Origin of the sequence: Streptomyces sp. NPDC046870 (assembly GCF_040704595.1) — a bacterium.
In the GTDB taxonomy this organism is placed as follows: domain Bacteria; phylum Actinomycetota; class Actinomycetes; order Streptomycetales; family Streptomycetaceae; genus Streptomyces; species Streptomyces argyrophylli.
Genome location: NZ_JBEYXM010000002.1, coordinates 486,489 through 503,677, shown reverse-complemented (window position 1 = coordinate 503,677; position 17,189 = coordinate 486,489). Strand labels below are relative to the sequence as shown.

Below are 17,189 nucleotides of genomic sequence, written 5' to 3'. Positions count from 1 at the left end.
GCTCGTCACGAACGGTTCCGCGCCGCGTCGGGCCCGCTGTCCTCGGGCCGGTTGGGCCGGGCCCGGTAGGGGGCGAAGGCCGTGACGGCTGCCGGGGCGTACCGGCGGCGGGACATCCGGGTCACCAGTTGCCACATGGTGCGCTCCTCCTCCAGGTCTCCCGGCAGGTCCAGGCCGAGTGCCTCGGCGAGCGGCTTGCGGCCCAGGTTGACCAGGGCGCGCACCGCCGCCGCCCACTCGTCGGTGGCGGCCACGGCCGCGTGGTACCAGACCGGGATCAGGACGACCAGTACGACGCCCGTGACCGCCAGCACCGGGCGATCGCCCCGTCCGGACGACAGTGCGGTGAAGGCCGTCGCGGCCACCACCGCATGGCCGTACAGCAGGGCCACGAAGAAGTCGACGTTGGTGCGGGCGCTCTCGTTCTGCTTGCGGGTCCACTCCGGTGCGGCGCTGGTCAACTCGTTCCACAGAACCTGGGTGTCCAGACGGTAGCGGTCGTGGCCGTACTCCTCGAAGCGGCGGATGGCGTTGCCGAGCCGGGTCGGGGCGATCTGGTCGTCGTCCACGGGGTAGCGGCTCAGCTTCTCGGCGAGCAGGGCCCGCCGGATCGGTGCTGCGCCGGCGGTCGCCGCCAGCCGGTCGGCGATCCGCCCCCGCCGGGCCCGCTGCACCCGGCAGCCCCGCTCGTACGCCACCGCCGGCCACAACGCGTACCCCTCCAGGAACCGGTAGAGGGGCGTCTGCAGGGCGTTGAGGACCAGGCCGAGCAGGACGGCCGCGACCAGGAGCAGCAGCGCCGTACGGCCCCCGGTGGCCGGATGGTGCCCGGCCAGGATCGCGGGGCGGTGCACGCTGGGCGCGACCGCGAACAGGAAGACGGCCAGATTCAGTGCGGTCGGCAGGATCCATCCGACGAGCAGGGCCCATCCGCCGCCGAGGGCGCCCTTGGCGATGTCTCCCACGGACTACGAGCCCTCCGTGTCGCGCGCCCAGTCGTCGTCGGGGTCGAGCACGGGGCCGGGGGAGGTGTGGCCCACCGGTGGGGCCGGCGTCTCCGCGCCGATCCGCTCCTGGGCCAAGTGGACGGTGCCGGGCGTCACCGCGGCACGTATGGCGTCCCCGACCAACTGTGAGAGCCGGTCCCTGAGTTCACGATCCGTCGCGCGGTGGGGCAGGGAGACGCTGAACGTCGTCGTGGCGGACACGTCCACCGTGACGAACACGGTGCCGACGGTCCTGGCAGTCTCGTCCCGCCAGTCGACCAGGGACCGCGCGAACCGGGCCGCTGTGTCGATGTCGCCGCTGACCCGGAAGTCCACGCTGTGCCGGACGGGGACCGCCTGACTGGACCACGCCGGCGTGCCCGCGTCCTGCCGTAACCACTGGAGCAGCCCTTCGACCTGACCGGCGTCGGCGCTGATGACGGTGAAGACGAAGTCCACGCGGCCAGCTTAGAGCCCGGAAAAGCGGCCGGCCCCCGGGTGTTTTCCGGGGGCCGGCTCGGTCTTTCGCGGTCGGACCTCAGTCCTTGATCTCGCAGATCGCCGCGCCCGACGTGATGGACGCGCCGACCTCGGCGGTCAGGCCCTTGATGGTGCCCGCCTTGTGGGCGTTCAGGGGCTGTTCCATCTTCATGGCCTCCAGGACGACGACCAGGTCGCCCTCCTTGACCTCCTGGCCCTCCTCGACGGCGATCTTCACGATCGTGCCCTGCATCGGCGAGGCGAGGGTGTCACCGGAGGCGACCGGGCCGGACTTCTTCGCCGCGCGGCGCTTCGGCTTGGCGCCGGCCGCGAGGCCCGTGCGGGCCAGGCTCATGCCCAGCGACGACGGCAGCGAGACCTCCAGGCGCTTGCCGCCGACCTCGACGACGACCGTCTCGCGGCCCAGCTCCTCCTCCGCCTCGGCGTCGGCGGGCGCGGCGAACGGCTTGATCTCGTTGACGAACTCGGTCTCGATCCAGCGGGTGTGGACCGTGAAGGGGTCCTGGGAGCCGGTCAGCTCGGGGGCGAAGGCCGGGTCCCGCACCACCACGCGGTGGAAGGGGATCGCCGTGGCCATGCCCTCGACCTGGAACTCGTCCAGCGCGCGGGCGGCCCGCTCCAGGGCCTCCTTGCGGGTACGGCCGGTCACGACCAGCTTGGCGAGCAGCGAGTCCCAGGCCGGGCCGATGACCGAGCCGGACTCCACGCCCGCGTCCAGGCGGACGCCGGGGCCGGACGGCGGGTCGAACCGGGTGACCGTGCCGGGGGCCGGGAGGAAGTTGCGGCCCGGGTCCTCACCGTTGATACGGAACTCGAACGAGTGACCGCGCAGCACCGGATCGCCGTAACCGAGTTCCTCGCCGTCGGCGATGCGGAACATCTCGCGGACCAGGTCGATGCCGGCGACCTCCTCGGTCACCGGGTGCTCCACCTGGAGGCGGGTGTTCACCTCCAGGAAGGAGATCGTGCCGTCCTGGCCGACCAGGAACTCACAGGTGCCGGCGCCCTCGTAGCGGGCCTCCTTCAGGATCGCCTTCGACGCGCGGTACAGCTCGGCGACCTGCTCCTCGGACAGGAACGGCGCCGGGGCCTCCTCGACCAGCTTCTGGTGGCGGCGCTGCAGGGAGCAGTCACGGGTGGAGACCACGACCACGTTGCCGTGCTTGTCGGCCAGGCACTGGGTCTCCACGTGGCGCGGACGGTCCAGGTAGCGCTCGACGAAGCACTCGCCGCGGCCGAAGGCGGCGACCGCCTCGCGCACCGCGGAGTCGTACAGCTCCGGGACCTCTTCGAGGGTGCGGGCCACCTTCAGGCCGCGGCCACCGCCACCGAAGGCGGCCTTGATGGCGATGGGCAGGCCGTGCTCCCGGGCGAAGGCCACGACCTCCTCGGCACCGCTCACCGGATCGGGTGTACCGGCGACCAGCGGCGCGCCGGCGCGCTGGGCGATGTGCCGGGCGGCGACCTTGTCGCCCAGGTCGCGGATCGCCTGCGGCGGCGGGCCGATCCAGATCAGGCCGGCGTCCAGCACGGCCTGCGCGAACTCGGCGTTCTCCGAGAGGAAGCCGTACCCCGGGTGGACGGCGTCCGCGCCGGACTCACGCGCCGCGTTCAAGATCTTTTCGATGACCAGGTAGCTGGTGGCCGGGGTGTCACCGCCCAGAGCGAACGCCTCATCCGCGGCGCGGACATGCAGAGCGTCCCGGTCCGGGTCGGCGTAGACGGCCACGCTCGCGATCCCGGCGTCCCGGCAGGCCCGGGCCACGCGGACAGCGATTTCGCCACGGTTGGCGATGAGCACCTTGCGCACGATTGAGGCTCCCTCCTTGAAACAAGCCGAGTTTAGGGACTGCCGACACGGCACTTCGACCCGTCCCCTGTGGTGAGCTTGCCCACACGGAGCGTGATGCGAGGCCCGCTCGACCCGCGAAAGCCCATGTCGCACCTCGGTACGCAGGACTCCTGCGGAAAACCCTAGCCCTGTCATGTGGCCAAGGTCTCTGTGAAGGCGTGCTGCGGGCCACTCGGATTCTTTGTCGAGTCCCTACGAATGGCCCAATGATTCTTTGCTGCCGCCCGAACCCTTGTCCCTGGGTTTACCCGTTAGTAGCGTTCGCGCTGTCCCGAACGTACCTGGGGTAACAGGCTGCTGGTGTGAGAGTGGGTGGGGACCGGTGGTGCGCAGACCGGTGGCAGGGGTCGTGGCGGTCGTCCTCCTGGCGGAGGCCGTCCTCATCGCGGCGCTCAACTGGTTCCTCGGAGTGGTCGTCGACCGCCAGGACATGTCCCTGGCCGGTCTGGACCCCGACGTTATGTCGATGTCCTCGAAGATCGGCGGAGTGGTCTTCGGCCTCTACTTCGCGCTGTGCGCGCTGGTGGCCGCGCTGGTCGCGGTACGGGACCGTGCCCCGGCGGGTCTCGGCCGCGTCCTGCTGATCAGCGCGGCCGTGGTGCACGGCCTGCTCGGCGCGTTCGCCTGGGGTCTGGTGGGCTGGACGGCGTTCCTGTTCATGGTGGTCGTCCTGGCGCTGATCGTGCTGCTCCTGATGACGTACGACCGTGCGGGCGGCCCGGAGGGCGCGGCACCCGGCGGCACGCCCGGGGAGGGCGCCGGCCCGGCCGCGCGGGCGGAACCGGGCGCGGCCCCCGCCGGCGCGGGCGCGCCGGTGAGCCGTACGGACGAGCCGCAGGACGGGGACGACGAGCCGCAGGACACGGTCCCCGCCCGGATCACCGCTCCGGTGCCCACAACTCCGTGATGCCCACGCCCAGTTCCGCGAGGAGTTTGCGGAGCAGGGGAAGGCTGATGCCGATCACGTTGCCGTGGTCGCCGTCGATGCCCTCGATGAACGGCGCCGAGCGGCCGTCCAGGGTGAACGCGCCGGCGACGTGCAGCGGCTCCCCCGAGGCCACGTAGGCGGTGATCTCCTCGTCGCTGGGCTCACCGAAGCGGACGACGGTGGACGCGGTCGCCGACACGTACCGCTTGGCCTCCGTGTCCCACACGCAGTGCCCCGTCTGGAGGACCCCGGCCCGCCCGCGCATGCTCTTCCAGCGGGCGGTGGCCTCCTCGGCGTCGGCCGGCTTGCCGAGCGCCTGCCCGTCCAGCTCCAGCACCGAGTCGCAGCCGATCACCAGGGCGCCCCGCACCTCCGGTTTCGCCGCCACGACGCTCGCCTTTGCCTCGGCGAGGGCGAGGGCCAGTTCCGCCGGGGTGGGCGCGGTGACGGCGTCCTCGTCGACGCCGCTCACGATCACCTCGGGGGCGAGGCCGGCCTGCCGGAGCAGGGCCAGCCGGGCGGGGGACTGGGAGGCGAGCACGAGTCGCCTGCGGGGTTTGGCAGTCATGCGGTCAGGTTAGTCAGCGGGCGCGCCGCGGCTCACCTCAGGCCACTGACGATCATGAACAGCACCATGGCGAGGGCCACCAGGAGCCCGAGCCGCCGAAGCATGTCCTGCGCGTCGCGCAGTTCCTTCGGCGGCTCGTTCTCCGGGTCTGACCACAGCATCCCTCCAGCGTGCGGCTTCCGCCGGGGAGGGCGCCTGAGTACTGCTACTCAGGTTGGCGCCCCGGTGTGGCACCCAGGGCGCCTCAGCCCGGCCAGTAGGTGCGGGTCCAGGACGTCGGGCCCGGGCGGGGGACGCGGCGGGCCGCGATCCGGGACGGGTCGGACCACGCGTCCCTCGGGGACTCCGCGCCGGACGGCGTCGCCGCCGCCGCCGCGGCGCGGGCGCGGACCACCGCCAGGGCGGCGGCCAGCTCCTCCGGGGTCGGATTGCCTCGTACGACCTTGATGTTCATGACCGCTCCCGGGGTCGGCAGGGCTCGGGGACCTAGAGGGGGATGTTGCCGTGCTTCTTCGGAGGGAGGGATTCCCGCTTGGTGCGCAGCTGACGCAGCCCGCGGACGATGTGCGCGCGGGTGTCGGACGGCATGATCACCGCGTCGACGTAGCCGCGCTCGGCCGCGACGTAGGGGTTGAGGAGGGTGTCCTCGTACTCCTGGATCAGCCGGGCGCGCACCGCCTCGACGTCCTCGCCGCTCGCCTCCGCCTCCGCGATCGTGCGGCGGTGCAGGATGTTGACGGCGCCCTGGGCGCCCATGACGGCGATCTGGGCGGTGGGCCAGGCCAGGTTGAGGTCGGCGCCCAGGTGCTTGGAGCCCATGACGTCGTAGGCGCCGCCGAAGGCCTTGCGGGTGATGACGGTGATCAGCGGGACGGTGGCCTCGGCGTAGGCGTAGATCAGCTTGGCGCCGCGCCGGATGATGCCGTCGTGCTCCTGGCCGACGCCCGGCAGGAAGCCCGGCACGTCCACGAAGGTCAGCACCGGGATGTTGAAGGCGTCGCAGGTCCGCACGAAGCGGGCGGCCTTCTCGCTCGCCGTGATGTCGAGGCAGCCGGCGAACTGCATCGGCTGGTTGGCGACGACGCCGACCGGGTGGCCCTCGACCCGCCCGAACCCGGTGAGGATGTTCGGCGCGAACAGGGCCTGGGTCTCGAAGAACTCGCCGTCGTCCAGGACGTGCTCGATCACCGTGTGCATGTCGTACGGCTGGTTGGCGCTGTCCGGTACGACGGTGTCCAGCTCGCGGTCCTCGTCGCTGGGGGAGAGGTCCGCCTCCTCCGGGAAGACCGGGGGCTCGGAGAGGTTGTTGGACGGCAGGTACGACAGCAGCTGCTTGACGTACTCGATGGCGTCCTTCTCGTCCCCGGCCATGTGGTGGGCCACGCCGGAGGCGGTGTTGTGGGTGCGGGCGCCGCCCAGCTCCTCGAAGCCGACGTCCTCGCCGGTGACGGTCTTGATGACGTCCGGGCCGGTGATGAACATGTGCGAGGTCTGGTCGACCATGACCGTGAAGTCGGTGATGGCCGGGGAGTAGACCGCGCCGCCCGCGCAGGGCCCGACGACGAGCGAGATCTGCGGGATGACCCCACTGGCGTGGGTGTTGCGCCGGAAGATCTCGCCGTACGCCCCCAGGGAGGCGACCCCCTCCTGGATGCGGGCGCCGCCGGAGTCGTTGATCCCGATGACCGGGCAGCCGGTCTTCAGGGCGAAGTCCATGACCTTGACGATCTTCTGGCCGTAGACCTCGCCGAGGGCGCCGCCGAAGACGGTGAAGTCCTGCGAGAAGACCGCGACCGGGCGGCCGTCGACCGTGCCGTAGCCGGTGACGACACCGTCCCCGTACGGGCGGTTCCGCTCCAGCCCGAAGTGGGTGGAGCGGTGCCGGGCGAACTCGTCCAGCTCGACGAACGACCCCTCGTCGAGCAGCAGTTCGATCCGCTCACGCGCCGTCAGCTTGCCCTTGGCGTGCTGCTTCTCGACGGCGCGCTCCGAGCCGGCGTGCGTCGCCTCGTGGATGCGGCGCTGGAGATCCGCGAGCTTCCCCGCGGTCGTGTGGATGTCGATCTCTTGGACCTCGTGACGCTCTTCCGGCTCGGACATCGGGATGCGGCTCCCTGCCTGCTCAAAAGGGGGGACGGTTACTCATCCGTAGAGTAGTGGCGGGCCTGCGGATCAGCAGTGCGTCGTTTACCACACCTAGGGTGGCTTGCATGACGCCGCAGAATCCATCAGACGACAGCCGCTGGTCCGACCTGGACCGTCCGCCCCTGAACGGCGCCGCCCTGCGCCGCGGGCTGGTCAGGCCGGAGGGCCTGTACTGCGACATCGAGGTGGTGCAGCGGACCGGCTCCACCAACTCCGACCTGGTCGCCCTGGCCGCCGCGGGCGACGCCGACGAGGGCGCGGTCCTGGTGGCCGAGGAGCAGACGACGGGCCGGGGCCGGCTGGACCGCCGCTGGACGGCTCCGCCGCGCTCCGGCCTGTTCTTCTCCGTCCTGCTCAAACCCACCGAGGTGCCGGTGGCCCGCTGGGGGTGGCTGCCGCTGCTGACGGGCGTGGCGGTGGCGACCGGGCTGTCCCGGGCGGCGGGCGTCGACACGGCGCTCAAGTGGCCGAACGACCTGCTCGTGACCGTGGGCGGGGAGGAACGCAAGGCCGGGGGCATCCTCGCCGAGCGGGCCGGAAACGACGGCGTCGTCATCGGCGTCGGCATCAACGTCACCCTCAGGGCGGACGAGCTGCCCGTCCCGCAGGCGGGATCCCTGGCCCTGGCCGGGGCGCTGGGCACGGACCGGGATCCGCTGCTGCGGGCGGTGCTGCGGTCGCTGGAGGACTGGTACGGGCGCTGGCGGGCCGCGGGGGGCGATCCCTCGGCGAGCCGGCTCCAGGAGACGTACACCGCGGGCTGCGCGACCCTCGGGCGGGTGGTGCGGGCGGAGCTGCCGGGCGACCGCTCGGTGGTCGGGGAGGCCGTGGCGCTGGACGGCGACGGACGGCTGATCATCGCCACGGAGAACGGGGTGCAGGAGCCGGTGGGAGCGGGCGACATCGTCCACCTGCGGCCGGCGTAGAGCGCGCGGGGAGCCGCGCGACCAGCCAGGATGGACCCGCGGCCGGGCACGGCGATCACCCGCCGCCGGACCACGCCGGTTCGCTCGACCGGTGCCGGGAACGCGTCCCGTCGGCCCAACCCGACGGAGTGAGCTGGCGCACACCTGCCGTAGAGTTGAGGCCGGTCGATACCTGACCGCGGCAGATCGGAAGGGCAGCAGGCGTGACCGTCGACGACACGGGCTCCGGCGCTGGCGGGGACGGCCGGGTGGACCCCCACGCCCCCGAGACCGGCGACGACCCGCTGGCCCTGCGTCTGGAACAGCTCATCCTGGGCGCCGAGCGCCGCTACACCCCGTTCCAGGCCGCCCGCAGCGCCGGCGTCTCCATGGAGCTGGCGTCCCGGTTCTGGCGGGCGATGGGCTTCGCGGACATCGGCCAGGCCAAGGCCCTCACCGAGGCCGACGTGCTGGCCCTGCGCCGCCTCGCCGGCCTGGTGGAGGCGGGGCTGCTGAGCGAGGCCATGGCGGTGCAGGTGGCCCGGTCCACCGGGCAGACCACCGCCCGGTTGGCGGAATGGCAGATCGACTCTTTCCTGGAGGGCCTGACCGAGCCCCCGGAACCGGGGATGACCCGGACCGAGGTGACGTACCCGATCGTCGAGCTGCTCCTGCCCGAGCTGGAGGAGTTCCTCGTCTACGTCTGGCGGCGCCAGCTCGCCGCGTCGGCCGGCCGGGTCGTCCAGACCGCCGACGACGAGGAGATGGTCGACCGACGGCTCGCCGTCGGCTTCGCGGACCTCGTCGGCTTCACCCGGCTCACCCGCCGCATGGAGGAGGAGGAGCTGGGCGAGCTGGTCGAGGCGTTCGAGACGACCGCCGCCGACCTGGTGGCGGCGCGCGGCGGCCGGCTCATCAAGACCCTCGGCGACGAGGTGCTGTACGCGGCGGACGACGCCGGTGTGGCCGCGGACATCGCGCTGCGGCTGGTGGAGACGCTGGCGAACGACGAGACGATGCCCGAGCTGCGGGTCGGCATGGCGTTCGGCACGGTGACCACCCGCATGGGCGATGTGTTCGGCACGACGGTGAACCTGGCCTCCCGGCTGACCTCGATAGCCCCGCGCGACGCCGTCCTCGTGGACAGCGCGTTCGCCGAGGAGCTGATCCGCAGCGGGGAGGCGCCCGCCTCGGAGGCGGAGGCGGCGGAGGCCGCTGCGGCGGCCGAGAAGGAGGGCGAGGACCCGCCGGTGTACCGCTTCGCGCTCCAGCCGATGTGGCAGCGCCCGGTGCGCGGGCTCGGCGTGGTCGAGCCGTGGCTGCTCACCCGCCGTGACGGCCAGCCGTAGCCGCCGGTCGCGTCACCGCCTGTCCGGACAGGCCCTGGCCGTGCCGGTCGCCGAGTACGTCCACGCACAGTCCGATCACCGGCACGCACACCCCGCCCGGACGCGGCTCCGGGTCCGCCGGGCCGTGGCCGGGGGTGGGGGTGGCGGTCGGAGTGGGGGTCGCCGGGGCCGGACGCGGAGCGGACGTCGTCGGTGCGGGCGGCCGGGAGGTGCCGTTCGGCGGGGCCGGGGTCCGGCTCGGCAGGGCGGTCGGTACGGCGGTGCCGCCGGGCGTGGCCGTGTCCGGGGCCGGTGCCGTACGGGCCGGGGTGCCGGTGGGCACCGGCACCAGGTTCCTGCCGCCCATGGCCGAGGTCGCCGACGGCAGGGCGGTCGGGGCGGCGGCGATGGTGGCCGCGGTGCCGGCGGAGCGGTCCGTGGGACTCCCGCCCGGTCCGATCCTGGGCTCGGCCTCCGCGGTGCCCGGCGCCCCGACTCCCGCGTCCGGGGCGGCCCGTACCAGGCTGAGCACGCCCGCGGCCAGGGCGAGGCCGCCGGCGGCCAGCAGCACCTTGCGCGGGTGGGGCTTGCGGTGCCGGCCGCGCCGTACTCCCGGCGTACGCTCCGGCGCGCGTTCCCGCTCGGTGCCGGAGTGTGCAGGTATCGGTGTCATGGGTCCCGGACGCTATGCGCTCGTGTGGGCGGTGTGCGGGGAGAAGGCCGGGATGTCACTCGAACGGGTGTAGCCCCCTGGACTTCACGGGAAGGAACCCGGCTGCGATGATCAGGGCGACGGATGTTAACCCACGTTAACCGGAGGGTGTCATGGGTGAGGAGCGGTTCGGGGAGTTCGTGCTGGTGCGGCGGCACGGGCACGTCGCGGAGCTGATGCTGGACCGGCCCAAGGCGATGAACGCGGTCTCCACGGAGATGGCCCGCTCCCTCACGAGCGCCTGTGCCGCGCTCTCCGCCGACCGGGACGCCCGGGTGGTCGTCCTCACCTCGTCGCACGAACGGGCGTTCTGCGTCGGGGCGGACCTGAAGGAGCGGAACTCCTTCACGGACGCCGACCTGGTGCGGCAGCGGCCGGTGGCGCGCGGGGCGTACACCGGGGTGCTGGAGCTGCCGGTGCCGACGGTCGCGGCGGTGCACGGCTTCGCGCTGGGCGGGGGATTCGAGCTGGCGCTGTCCTGCGACCTGATCGTGGCGGACCGCACGGCCGTGGTGGGACTGCCGGAGGTGTCCGTGGGCGTGATCCCGGGCGGCGGCGGCACCCAGCTGCTGCCCCGGCGGGTCGGCGCGGCCCGCGCGGCGGAGCTGATCTTCTCGGCGCGGCGGGTGGAGGCGGCGGAGGCGGCCGAGCTGGGACTGGTGGACCGGCTGGTCGAGCCCGGCCGGGACCGCGAGGAGGCGCTGGCACTGGCCGAGCGGATCGCCGGCAACTCGCCGGTGGGGCTGCGGGCGGCGAAGCGGGCGCTGCGCCTGGGGCACGGGCTGGACCTGCGGGCCGGGCTGGAGGTGGAGGACGCGGCCTGGCGCTCGGTGGCCTTCTCGGGCGACCGGGCGGAGGGAGTGGCGGCCTTCAACGAGAAGCGCAAGCCGCAGTGGCCGGGAGAGTAGGACGACACCGGTCCCCGACCCTGGAACCCCGAAGGGGGCGCGGGGAACTGCGCGACCGGCCACTACGCACCCGCACCCGGCAATGGTCCGGCGCCCTGAAGGGGCGCGGGGAACTGCGCGACCGGCCACAGCGCACCCGCACCCGGCAACGGTCTGGCGCCCTGAAGGGGCGCGGGGAACTGCGCGACGGGCCACAGCGCACCCGCACCCGGCAGCGGTCCGGGTCCCCGCCCCGGTAGCCGGACGCCGCAGCAAGCCGCAACCCACCGGCACCGGGTACCCGTCCCGCGCCCGAGCCGGCACCGGCACGCCGCAAGCCACCACGCACACGCACACGCGCAGTGACCCGCGCGGCCACCTGATCGCCGCACCGACAGCCCCAAACACCTCATTCCTCCCTAACCTGGAGTAATGGGTCAGGACAAGCGGCTGGCCGCAGTCGTGGCGCTGGCGCAGGGCATGGCGGCGGCGCACACCCCGCGGGAGTGCTGGCAGGCCGCCGCCCGCGGCGCCTGCCACGCGCTGGACGGCAGCTTCGCCGCGCTGTCGGTGTGGGAACGCGAGCTCGGCCGGCTCCGGGTCCTGGTGAACGTGGGCGACCGCGCCCCGGACGAAGAGGAGTTCCCGGAGGCCGAGACCTACCCGGTGCACCAGTTCCCGGAGATCACCGAGTTCCTGCACGAGCGGTGGGCCGGCGGCGGGGGCCCCAACGCCTGGGTGGAGACGGCCGAGGGCACGGCGAAAGGCACCCCCGGCTACTTCCACCAGCGCGTCGCCGCCCTGCGCCGCCGGGGCCGCGGCTGCTGCGTGGTCGCCCCGGTCGTCCTGCACGGCCGGGCCTGGGGCGAGCTGTACGTGGCGCGGCCGGTCGGCGAGCCCCTCTTCGCGCGGGGGGACGCCGACTTCGCGACCGTCCTCGCCGCCGTCGTCGCCGCGGGCATCGCGCAGACCGAGCGGCTGGAGGAGGCGCGCCGGCTCGCTTTCACCGACGCCCTCACCGGCCTGGCCAACCGCCGTGCCGTGGACGTACGCCTGGAGGAGGCCGTGGAGCGGCACCGTGCGCAGGGCGTGGTCGTCAGCCTGGTCGTCTGCGACCTCAACGGGCTCAAGCGGGTCAACGACACCCTCGGGCACGCCGTCGGCGACCGCCTCCTCGAACGCTTCGGCTCGGTGCTGTCGCTGTGCGGCGCGATGGTGCCGGGCGCGCTGGCCGCACGGCTCGGCGGGGACGAGTTCTGTCTGCTCGCGGTCGGGCCGCCCGCCGACGAGGTGGTGAAGGCGGCCGACGAGCTGTGCCGGCGGGCCGGCGAGCTGGAGCCGGGGGAGGGCGTCGCCTGCGGGGTCGCCTCGACCGAGGACGCGATCGGCGAGGTGCGGGACGCACGCCGGCTGTTCCGGCTCGCGGACGCCGCCCAGTACCGGGCGAAGGCGCTGCGCCTGGACCGGCCGGTGGTGGCCGGCCGGGAGGGGCCGGACGATCCGGTGGTGCGGCTGGCCGACGCGCCACCGCCCGCACGGGCCGAACGGCGCCGGTTCCGCGGACGCCGGCCGTGAGGCGAAGCCCACACGGCGCGGTAAGGGGTGCACCCGGTCCCCACTAGTGACACCGGGGCATTCAATGCGTACGCTCCTGAATATGGATATGCACACTGTGGTGGTGGGGACGTCCGGCGTCACCGCGTCCGACGTTCTCGCCGTGGCGCGCGGCGGTGCCCGCATCGAGCTGTCGGCGGAGGCGGTGGCGGCCCTCGCGGCGGCCCGGGAGATCGTGGACGCGCTCGCGGCCAAGCCCGACCCGGTCTACGGCGTCTCCACCGGTTTCGGCGCCCTCGCGACCCGGCACATCAGCCGGGAACTGCGCGCCCAGCTGCAGCGCAACATCGTCCGCTCGCACGCCGCCGGCATGGGCCCCCGGGTGGAGCGCGAGGTCGTACGGGCCCTGATGTTCCTGCGCCTGAAGACCGTCTGCTCCGGGCACACCGGTGTGCGGCCCGAGGTCGCGCAGACCATGGCCGACGTGCTGAACGCCGGGATCACCCCGGTGGTGCACGAGTACGGCTCCCTCGGCTGTTCCGGCGACCTGGCCCCGCTGTCCCACTGCGCCCTCACCCTCATGGGAGAAGGGGAGGCGGAGGGCCCCGACGGCACCGTCCGGCCCGCCGGCGAGCTGCTCGCCGAGCACGGGATCGCCCCCGTCGAGCTGCGCGAGAAGGAGGGCCTCGCCCTCCTCAACGGCACCGACGGCATGCTCGGCATGCTGATCATGGCTCTCGCCGACCTCGACACCCTCTACAAGTCCGCCGACGTCACCGCCGCCCTCACCCTGGAGGCGCTGCTCGGGACCGACAAGGTGCTCGCGCCCGAACTGCACGCCATCCGGCCCCATCCGGGTCAGGGCGCCTCCGCCGCCAACATGCTCGCGGTGCTCAAGGGCTCCCAGCTCACCGGCCACCACCAGGACGACGCGCCCCGCGTCCAGGACGCCTACTCGGTGCGCTGCGCCCCGCAGGTCGCCGGCGCCGGCCGCGACACCCTCGCGCACGCCCGCCTGGTCGCCGAGCGGGAGCTGGCCTCCGCCGTCGACAACCCCGTCGTCCTGTCCGACGGCCGCGTGGAGTCCAACGGCAACTTCCACGGCGCCCCGGTCGCCTACGTCCTGGACTTCCTCGCCATCGCCGCCGCCGACCTCGGCTCCATCGCCGAGCGCCGCACCGACCGGCTGCTGGACAAGAACCGCAGCCACGGCCTGCCGCCGTTCCTCGCCGACGACGCCGGCGTGGACTCCGGTCTGATGATCGCTCAGTACACGCAGGCCGCGCTGGTCAGCGAGCTGAAGCGGCTCGCCGTCCCGGCCTCCGCGGACTCCATCCCGTCCTCCGCCATGCAGGAGGACCACGTCTCCATGGGCTGGTCGGCCGCGCGCAAGCTGCGCACCGCCGTGGACAACCTCACCCGGGTCATCGCCATCGAGCTGTACGCGGCCACCCGCGCCATCGAGCTGCGCGAGGGCCTCACCCCGGCGCCCGCCTCCCAGGAGGTCATCGAGGCCGCCCGGGCCGCGGGTGTGCGGGGTCCGGGTCCGGACCGGTTCCTGGCGCCCGACCTGGCCGCCGCCGACGCGTTCGTGCGCGGCGGCGATCTGGTGGCGGCCGTGGAGAAGGTCACCGGCCCGCTCCAGTGAACGCGAAGGGGCCCCGGCACACCGGCCGGGGCCCCTCGGCGCTACGGACGGAACGTCACTTCAGCTTGGCGGCCTGCGCCTTCACCACCGGAGCGGAGACCGTGTAGGCCTTCTTGCTCATCATCGCCCCGATGTTGATCGTCGTGTACGTGGCGAGGGTGTTCCCGTGCCGCACGACCTCGGCGTGCAGCGGCATGGCGCCGTCCTCGCCCGCGTCGTTGGTCGCGGTGAAGGCCACCGACGCGTCACCCGTGCCCGAGGACTTCTCCTCGGCGACCTTGGTGAACTTCCCCTTCTCGCCGTCCTGCACGCCGGAGAAGCCGTCCGCGCAGGCCTTGACCGCGTCGGAGACCGACGTCAGCGCCCGCTCGGCGCCGTCGCCGTCGTACGAGGCCAGGGTGACCACGGTGACGTCCAGGTCCATGGACTTGTTGATCGCGTCCTCGAACTTGCCGTCGGCCAGGTCGTCCAGGGACGTGGCGTCGTCCGTGGGGTCCTTCTTCTTGTCCTCCGTGGCCATGCGGCTGGTGTTCGCCGCCGGCTCACCGGGCGCGATGCCGGTGAACACCTGGAGCACCGGCCGGCACTTGGCGTCGTCGGACGTGACCTTGGCGCTGTCGGGGATGCCGCCCTCGACGGGGCCCACCTCGTACCCGGGCACCTCGCCCTTGGCGATGATCAGCTTCTTCAGTTCGGCGGCGCTCAGCGCCTTCGCGGCCGGCTTCGCCGCGTCCGGGCCCTTGGCGTCCCCGGAGTCCTTGGACCCCCCGTCGCCACATCCCGTGACGAGGGCGAGCGACAGCGCGCTCACAGCTGCGGTGGCGCACAGCCGCACGCCCGATGATCTCTTCATGAGCGAACTATGAGCGGGCTGTCAAACTTTCGTCAAGGACGATTAAAAGCCCAGGCGTTCCCGGCGCACCGAATACACGACGAATCCGGCACCCACGGCGAGGAAGAGGCTGCCGCCGACGACGTACGGGGTGGTGTCGAAGCTTCCCGTGTCGGCCAGCCCGGTCTCCTCCGCCGCCTCCTGGCCGGTGTCCTCGGTGGTGGCCACCGTGACCGCTCTGGCCTGCGTGACCTGCGTCGGCGCGGACTCCCGCGCCGTCTGTCGTGCCGGGGCGTCCTGCGAGGCGTTCGCGGACGGGACGAACCACAGGGCGCACAACAGGGTGCCCGCGGCGGTGGCGGTCAGCAGCGGACGGCGAGCGGATGACACGGAATATCGATCCCCTTGTGACGCTGGCGAATTGGCCGTGTGGGGCGATGTTAGTGAAAGGCGCGGGTCACAGGAAAGTCACGGGAGGTTTCGGCCGTACGCTCCCGCCATGAGCACAGAAGAGACATCACGTTTTGTGCGGCTTCGCGTGGAGCTGGTGCTGGAAGTCCAGGACGACGACGAGGTGGCCAAGGCCGCGCTGCGCCGGATCGCCGGGGACCAGGAGCTGCCGGAGGGGGAGCGGGCCCAGGCCGAGGCCGCTGTGACGGAAGACACCGCGGAGGCCCTGGCGTATCTCGTGGACCCGTTCGACCTGGTGAGCGAGGTGCCCGGAGTGGAACTGCAGCAGGCGTCCTGGTCGAGCGAGCGGGTCGACTACGACCCCGATTCGCCCGACTGGGACCTGGACGAGGATGATGGGGCGGACGACGGGGAAGAGGACGGCATCGGCTGAGCGTCGCGGGGCACCCATGACCCCGGACGGCAACCACCGTCCGGGGTTTCGTCGTCCCAGGGGACGCACGGACCGAATCCCGCACCACCCGCCGCCGCGGACGACCACGTTCCGCGGACGTGGGATGCCCCACAGCCCGACGGGCTGGGGAACGGGAGGCACCGGCCGTAGCGTTGAAGGTTCTCGGCGGGGACTCTCGGGGTTATCGCGACTCGGCAACGATGGAGAAGCTTGTGATGACGAACAGTATGCGGCGTAGGCGCCTGACGGCCGCGTCCGCTCTGCTCGGTGGTGTGCTGGTGCTGACGGCGTGTTCCGGCTCCGACGCCGGCGCCACTTCCGGCGGCGACGACACCTCGCAGGCCAAGGTCGACGAGGCGGCGGCCAAGAAGTCGTCGGAGGCGCAGATCACCATCACGCCCAAGGACGGCTCCGACAACGCGTCCATCAACAACTCCGCGGCCGTCTCCGTGCGCAAGGGCACGCTCACGTCCGTCACGATGACCAGCCAGGACGGCAAGACCGTCGCCGGGCAGCTGTCCGCCGACAAGACGAGCTGGAAGCCCAGCGTCCAGCTCGAGCGTTCCACCACCTACAGGCTCGCCGCGGAGGCCAAGGACTCCGGGGGCCGCATAGCGCACGAGAACGCGTCCTTCACCACGGTCTCCCCGGCCAACAGCTTCATCGGCACCTTCACCCCGGACGACGGCTCCACGGTCGGCGTCGGCATGCCGGTGTCGATCAACTTCGACAAGGCGATCACGAACAAGGCGGCCGTGCAGAAGGGCATCACGGTCAGCTCCAGCAGCGGCCAGGAGGTCGCCTGCCACTGGTTCAACGCCAACCGCATGGACTGCCGCCCGGAGGAGTACTGGAAGGAAGGCTCCACCGTCACCCTGAAGCTCGCGCTCGACGGCGTCCAGGGCGCCAGCGGCGTCTACGGCGTCCAGCAGAAGACGGTCACCTTCCACATCGGCCGCAACCAGGTCTCGTACGTCGACGCGCAGACCAAGCAGATGAAGGTCACGCAGGACGGCAAGGTCGTCAAGACCATACCGATCTCCGCCGGCTCGCCCGACAACAAGACGTACGAGGGCCAGATGGTGATCTCCGAGAAGTTCAAGGAGACCCGGATGAACGGCGCGACGGTCGGCTTCACCGACGACGACGGCAAGGGCGAGTACGACATCAAGGACGTGCCGCACGCCATGCGCCTGACCAACTCCGGCACCTTCATCCACGGCAACTACTGGGGCGCGCCCTCGGTGTTCGGCAACGTCAACACCAGCCACGGCTGTGTGGGCCTCCAGGACAAGAAGGGCGCCGACGACCCCAGCACGCCGGCGTCCTGGTTCTACGACCACTCGCTGATCGGTGACGTCGTGGTCGTCCAGCACACCGGTGACAAGACCGTCTCGCCGGACAACGGCCTCAACGGCTGGAACATGGACTGGGCGCAGTGGAAGGCCGGCTCGGCCGTCTGACGCCCCCTCACCCTC

At 72.4% G+C, this 17,189-nt stretch carries 18 protein-coding genes; 8 read left to right on the top strand and 10 right to left on the bottom strand.

Annotation, left to right across the window (positions count from 1 at the left end; translation table 11 throughout):
• Positions 1–5: 5 nt before the first annotated feature.
• The 3 genes from AB0946_RS06730 to AB0946_RS06720 form a co-directional block, all read right to left on the bottom strand.
• A complete protein-coding gene (locus tag AB0946_RS06730; RefSeq protein ID WP_366759514.1) occupies positions 6–965 on the bottom strand; it encodes a hypothetical protein in 960 nt (319 codons plus the stop codon).
• A 3-nt stretch (positions 966–968) separates the two neighbouring features.
• Complete coding sequence (locus AB0946_RS06725; protein WP_366759513.1) at positions 969–1,445, bottom strand: hypothetical protein; 477 nt, start codon at positions 1,443–1,445, stop codon at positions 969–971.
• Positions 1,446–1,524: 79 nt separating this feature from the next.
• Positions 1,525–3,297 carry a biotin carboxylase N-terminal domain-containing protein gene (locus AB0946_RS06720; RefSeq protein WP_366759512.1) on the bottom strand — a complete coding sequence of 591 codons (1,773 nt, stop codon included), beginning with the start codon at positions 3,295–3,297 and terminating at the stop codon, positions 1,525–1,527.
• A gap of 364 nt (positions 3,298–3,661) precedes the next feature.
• Between AB0946_RS06720 and AB0946_RS06715 the strand changes: the two genes are divergently transcribed.
• The gene (locus AB0946_RS06715) at positions 3,662–4,246 is read left to right on the top strand and encodes a hypothetical protein (RefSeq protein ID WP_366759511.1); all 585 of its coding nucleotides are present in this window, start codon (positions 3,662–3,664) and stop codon (positions 4,244–4,246) included.
• Here the strand turns inward: AB0946_RS06715 and AB0946_RS06710 are convergent.
• The 4 genes from AB0946_RS06710 to AB0946_RS06695 all read right to left on the bottom strand — a co-directional run bounded on the left by AB0946_RS06710 (position 4,218) and on the right by AB0946_RS06695 (position 6,935).
• The gene (locus tag AB0946_RS06710; protein ID WP_366759510.1) at positions 4,218–4,835 is read right to left on the bottom strand and encodes a nucleoside triphosphate pyrophosphatase; all 618 of its coding nucleotides are present in this window, start codon (positions 4,833–4,835) and stop codon (positions 4,218–4,220) included. The genes AB0946_RS06715 and AB0946_RS06710 overlap by 29 nt on opposite strands.
• Positions 4,836–4,867: 32 nt before the next feature.
• Entirely contained in the window at positions 4,868–4,996 is a 129-nt protein-coding gene (locus AB0946_RS06705) for a hypothetical protein (RefSeq protein WP_366759509.1), read from the bottom strand.
• 83 nt (positions 4,997–5,079) lie between these two features.
• Positions 5,080–5,289, bottom strand: coding sequence for an acyl-CoA carboxylase subunit epsilon (locus AB0946_RS06700; RefSeq protein ID WP_366759508.1), 210 nt, complete (start codon positions 5,287–5,289; stop codon positions 5,080–5,082).
• Positions 5,290–5,321: 32 nt separating this feature from the next.
• Positions 5,322–6,935 carry an acyl-CoA carboxylase subunit beta gene (locus AB0946_RS06695; protein ID WP_366759507.1) on the bottom strand — a complete coding sequence of 538 codons (1,614 nt, stop codon included), beginning with the start codon at positions 6,933–6,935 and terminating at the stop codon, positions 5,322–5,324.
• A 110-nt stretch (positions 6,936–7,045) separates the two neighbouring features.
• Here AB0946_RS06695 and AB0946_RS06690 point away from each other — a divergent pair, with 110 nt between their 5' ends.
• Positions 7,046–7,906, top strand: coding sequence for a biotin--[acetyl-CoA-carboxylase] ligase (locus tag AB0946_RS06690; RefSeq protein WP_366759506.1), 861 nt, complete (start codon positions 7,046–7,048; stop codon positions 7,904–7,906).
• A 203-nt stretch (positions 7,907–8,109) separates the two neighbouring features.
• Complete coding sequence (locus AB0946_RS06685; protein WP_014674603.1) at positions 8,110–9,234, top strand: adenylate/guanylate cyclase domain-containing protein; 1,125 nt, start codon at positions 8,110–8,112, stop codon at positions 9,232–9,234.
• Here the strand turns inward: AB0946_RS06685 and AB0946_RS06680 are convergent.
• Positions 9,209–9,886, bottom strand: coding sequence for a hypothetical protein (locus AB0946_RS06680; protein WP_366759505.1), 678 nt, complete (start codon positions 9,884–9,886; stop codon positions 9,209–9,211). The genes AB0946_RS06685 and AB0946_RS06680 overlap by 26 nt on opposite strands.
• Before the next feature lie 152 nt (positions 9,887–10,038).
• On the opposite strand from AB0946_RS06680, the gene AB0946_RS06675 reads away from it, so the two are divergent.
• The 3 genes from AB0946_RS06675 (at position 10,039) to hutH (ending at position 14,014) form a co-directional block, all read left to right on the top strand.
• On the top strand, positions 10,039–10,833 hold the full coding sequence (locus AB0946_RS06675; protein WP_366759504.1) for an enoyl-CoA hydratase-related protein: 795 nt from the start codon (positions 10,039–10,041) through the stop codon (positions 10,831–10,833).
• 411 nt (positions 10,834–11,244) lie between these two features.
• Positions 11,245–12,387 carry a GGDEF domain-containing protein gene (locus AB0946_RS06670; RefSeq protein ID WP_366759503.1) on the top strand — a complete coding sequence of 381 codons (1,143 nt, stop codon included), beginning with the start codon at positions 11,245–11,247 and terminating at the stop codon, positions 12,385–12,387.
• A gap of 88 nt (positions 12,388–12,475) precedes the next feature.
• Positions 12,476–14,014 carry a histidine ammonia-lyase gene (hutH, locus tag AB0946_RS06665; protein WP_366759816.1) on the top strand — a complete coding sequence of 513 codons (1,539 nt, stop codon included), beginning with the start codon at positions 12,476–12,478 and terminating at the stop codon, positions 14,012–14,014.
• Between the two features lie 55 nt (positions 14,015–14,069).
• Here hutH and AB0946_RS06660 read toward each other — a convergent pair whose 3' ends face one another.
• Positions 14,070–14,867, bottom strand: coding sequence for a hypothetical protein (locus tag AB0946_RS06660; RefSeq protein WP_366759502.1), 798 nt, complete (start codon positions 14,865–14,867; stop codon positions 14,070–14,072).
• Positions 14,868–14,909: 42 nt separating this feature from the next.
• Entirely contained in the window at positions 14,910–15,236 is a 327-nt protein-coding gene (locus AB0946_RS06655; protein ID WP_366759501.1) for an LAETG motif-containing sortase-dependent surface protein, read from the bottom strand.
• 109 nt (positions 15,237–15,345) lie between these two features.
• Between AB0946_RS06655 and AB0946_RS06650 the strand changes: the two genes are divergently transcribed.
• Complete coding sequence (locus AB0946_RS06650) at positions 15,346–15,690, top strand: hypothetical protein (RefSeq protein WP_366759500.1); 345 nt, start codon at positions 15,346–15,348, stop codon at positions 15,688–15,690.
• 236 nt (positions 15,691–15,926) lie between these two features.
• Positions 15,927–17,174 (top strand): Ig-like domain-containing protein, encoded by a 1,248-nt coding sequence (locus AB0946_RS06645; RefSeq protein WP_366759499.1) that lies wholly within the window; start codon positions 15,927–15,929, stop codon positions 17,172–17,174.
• The last annotated feature ends 15 nt before the right edge of the window (positions 17,175–17,189 follow it).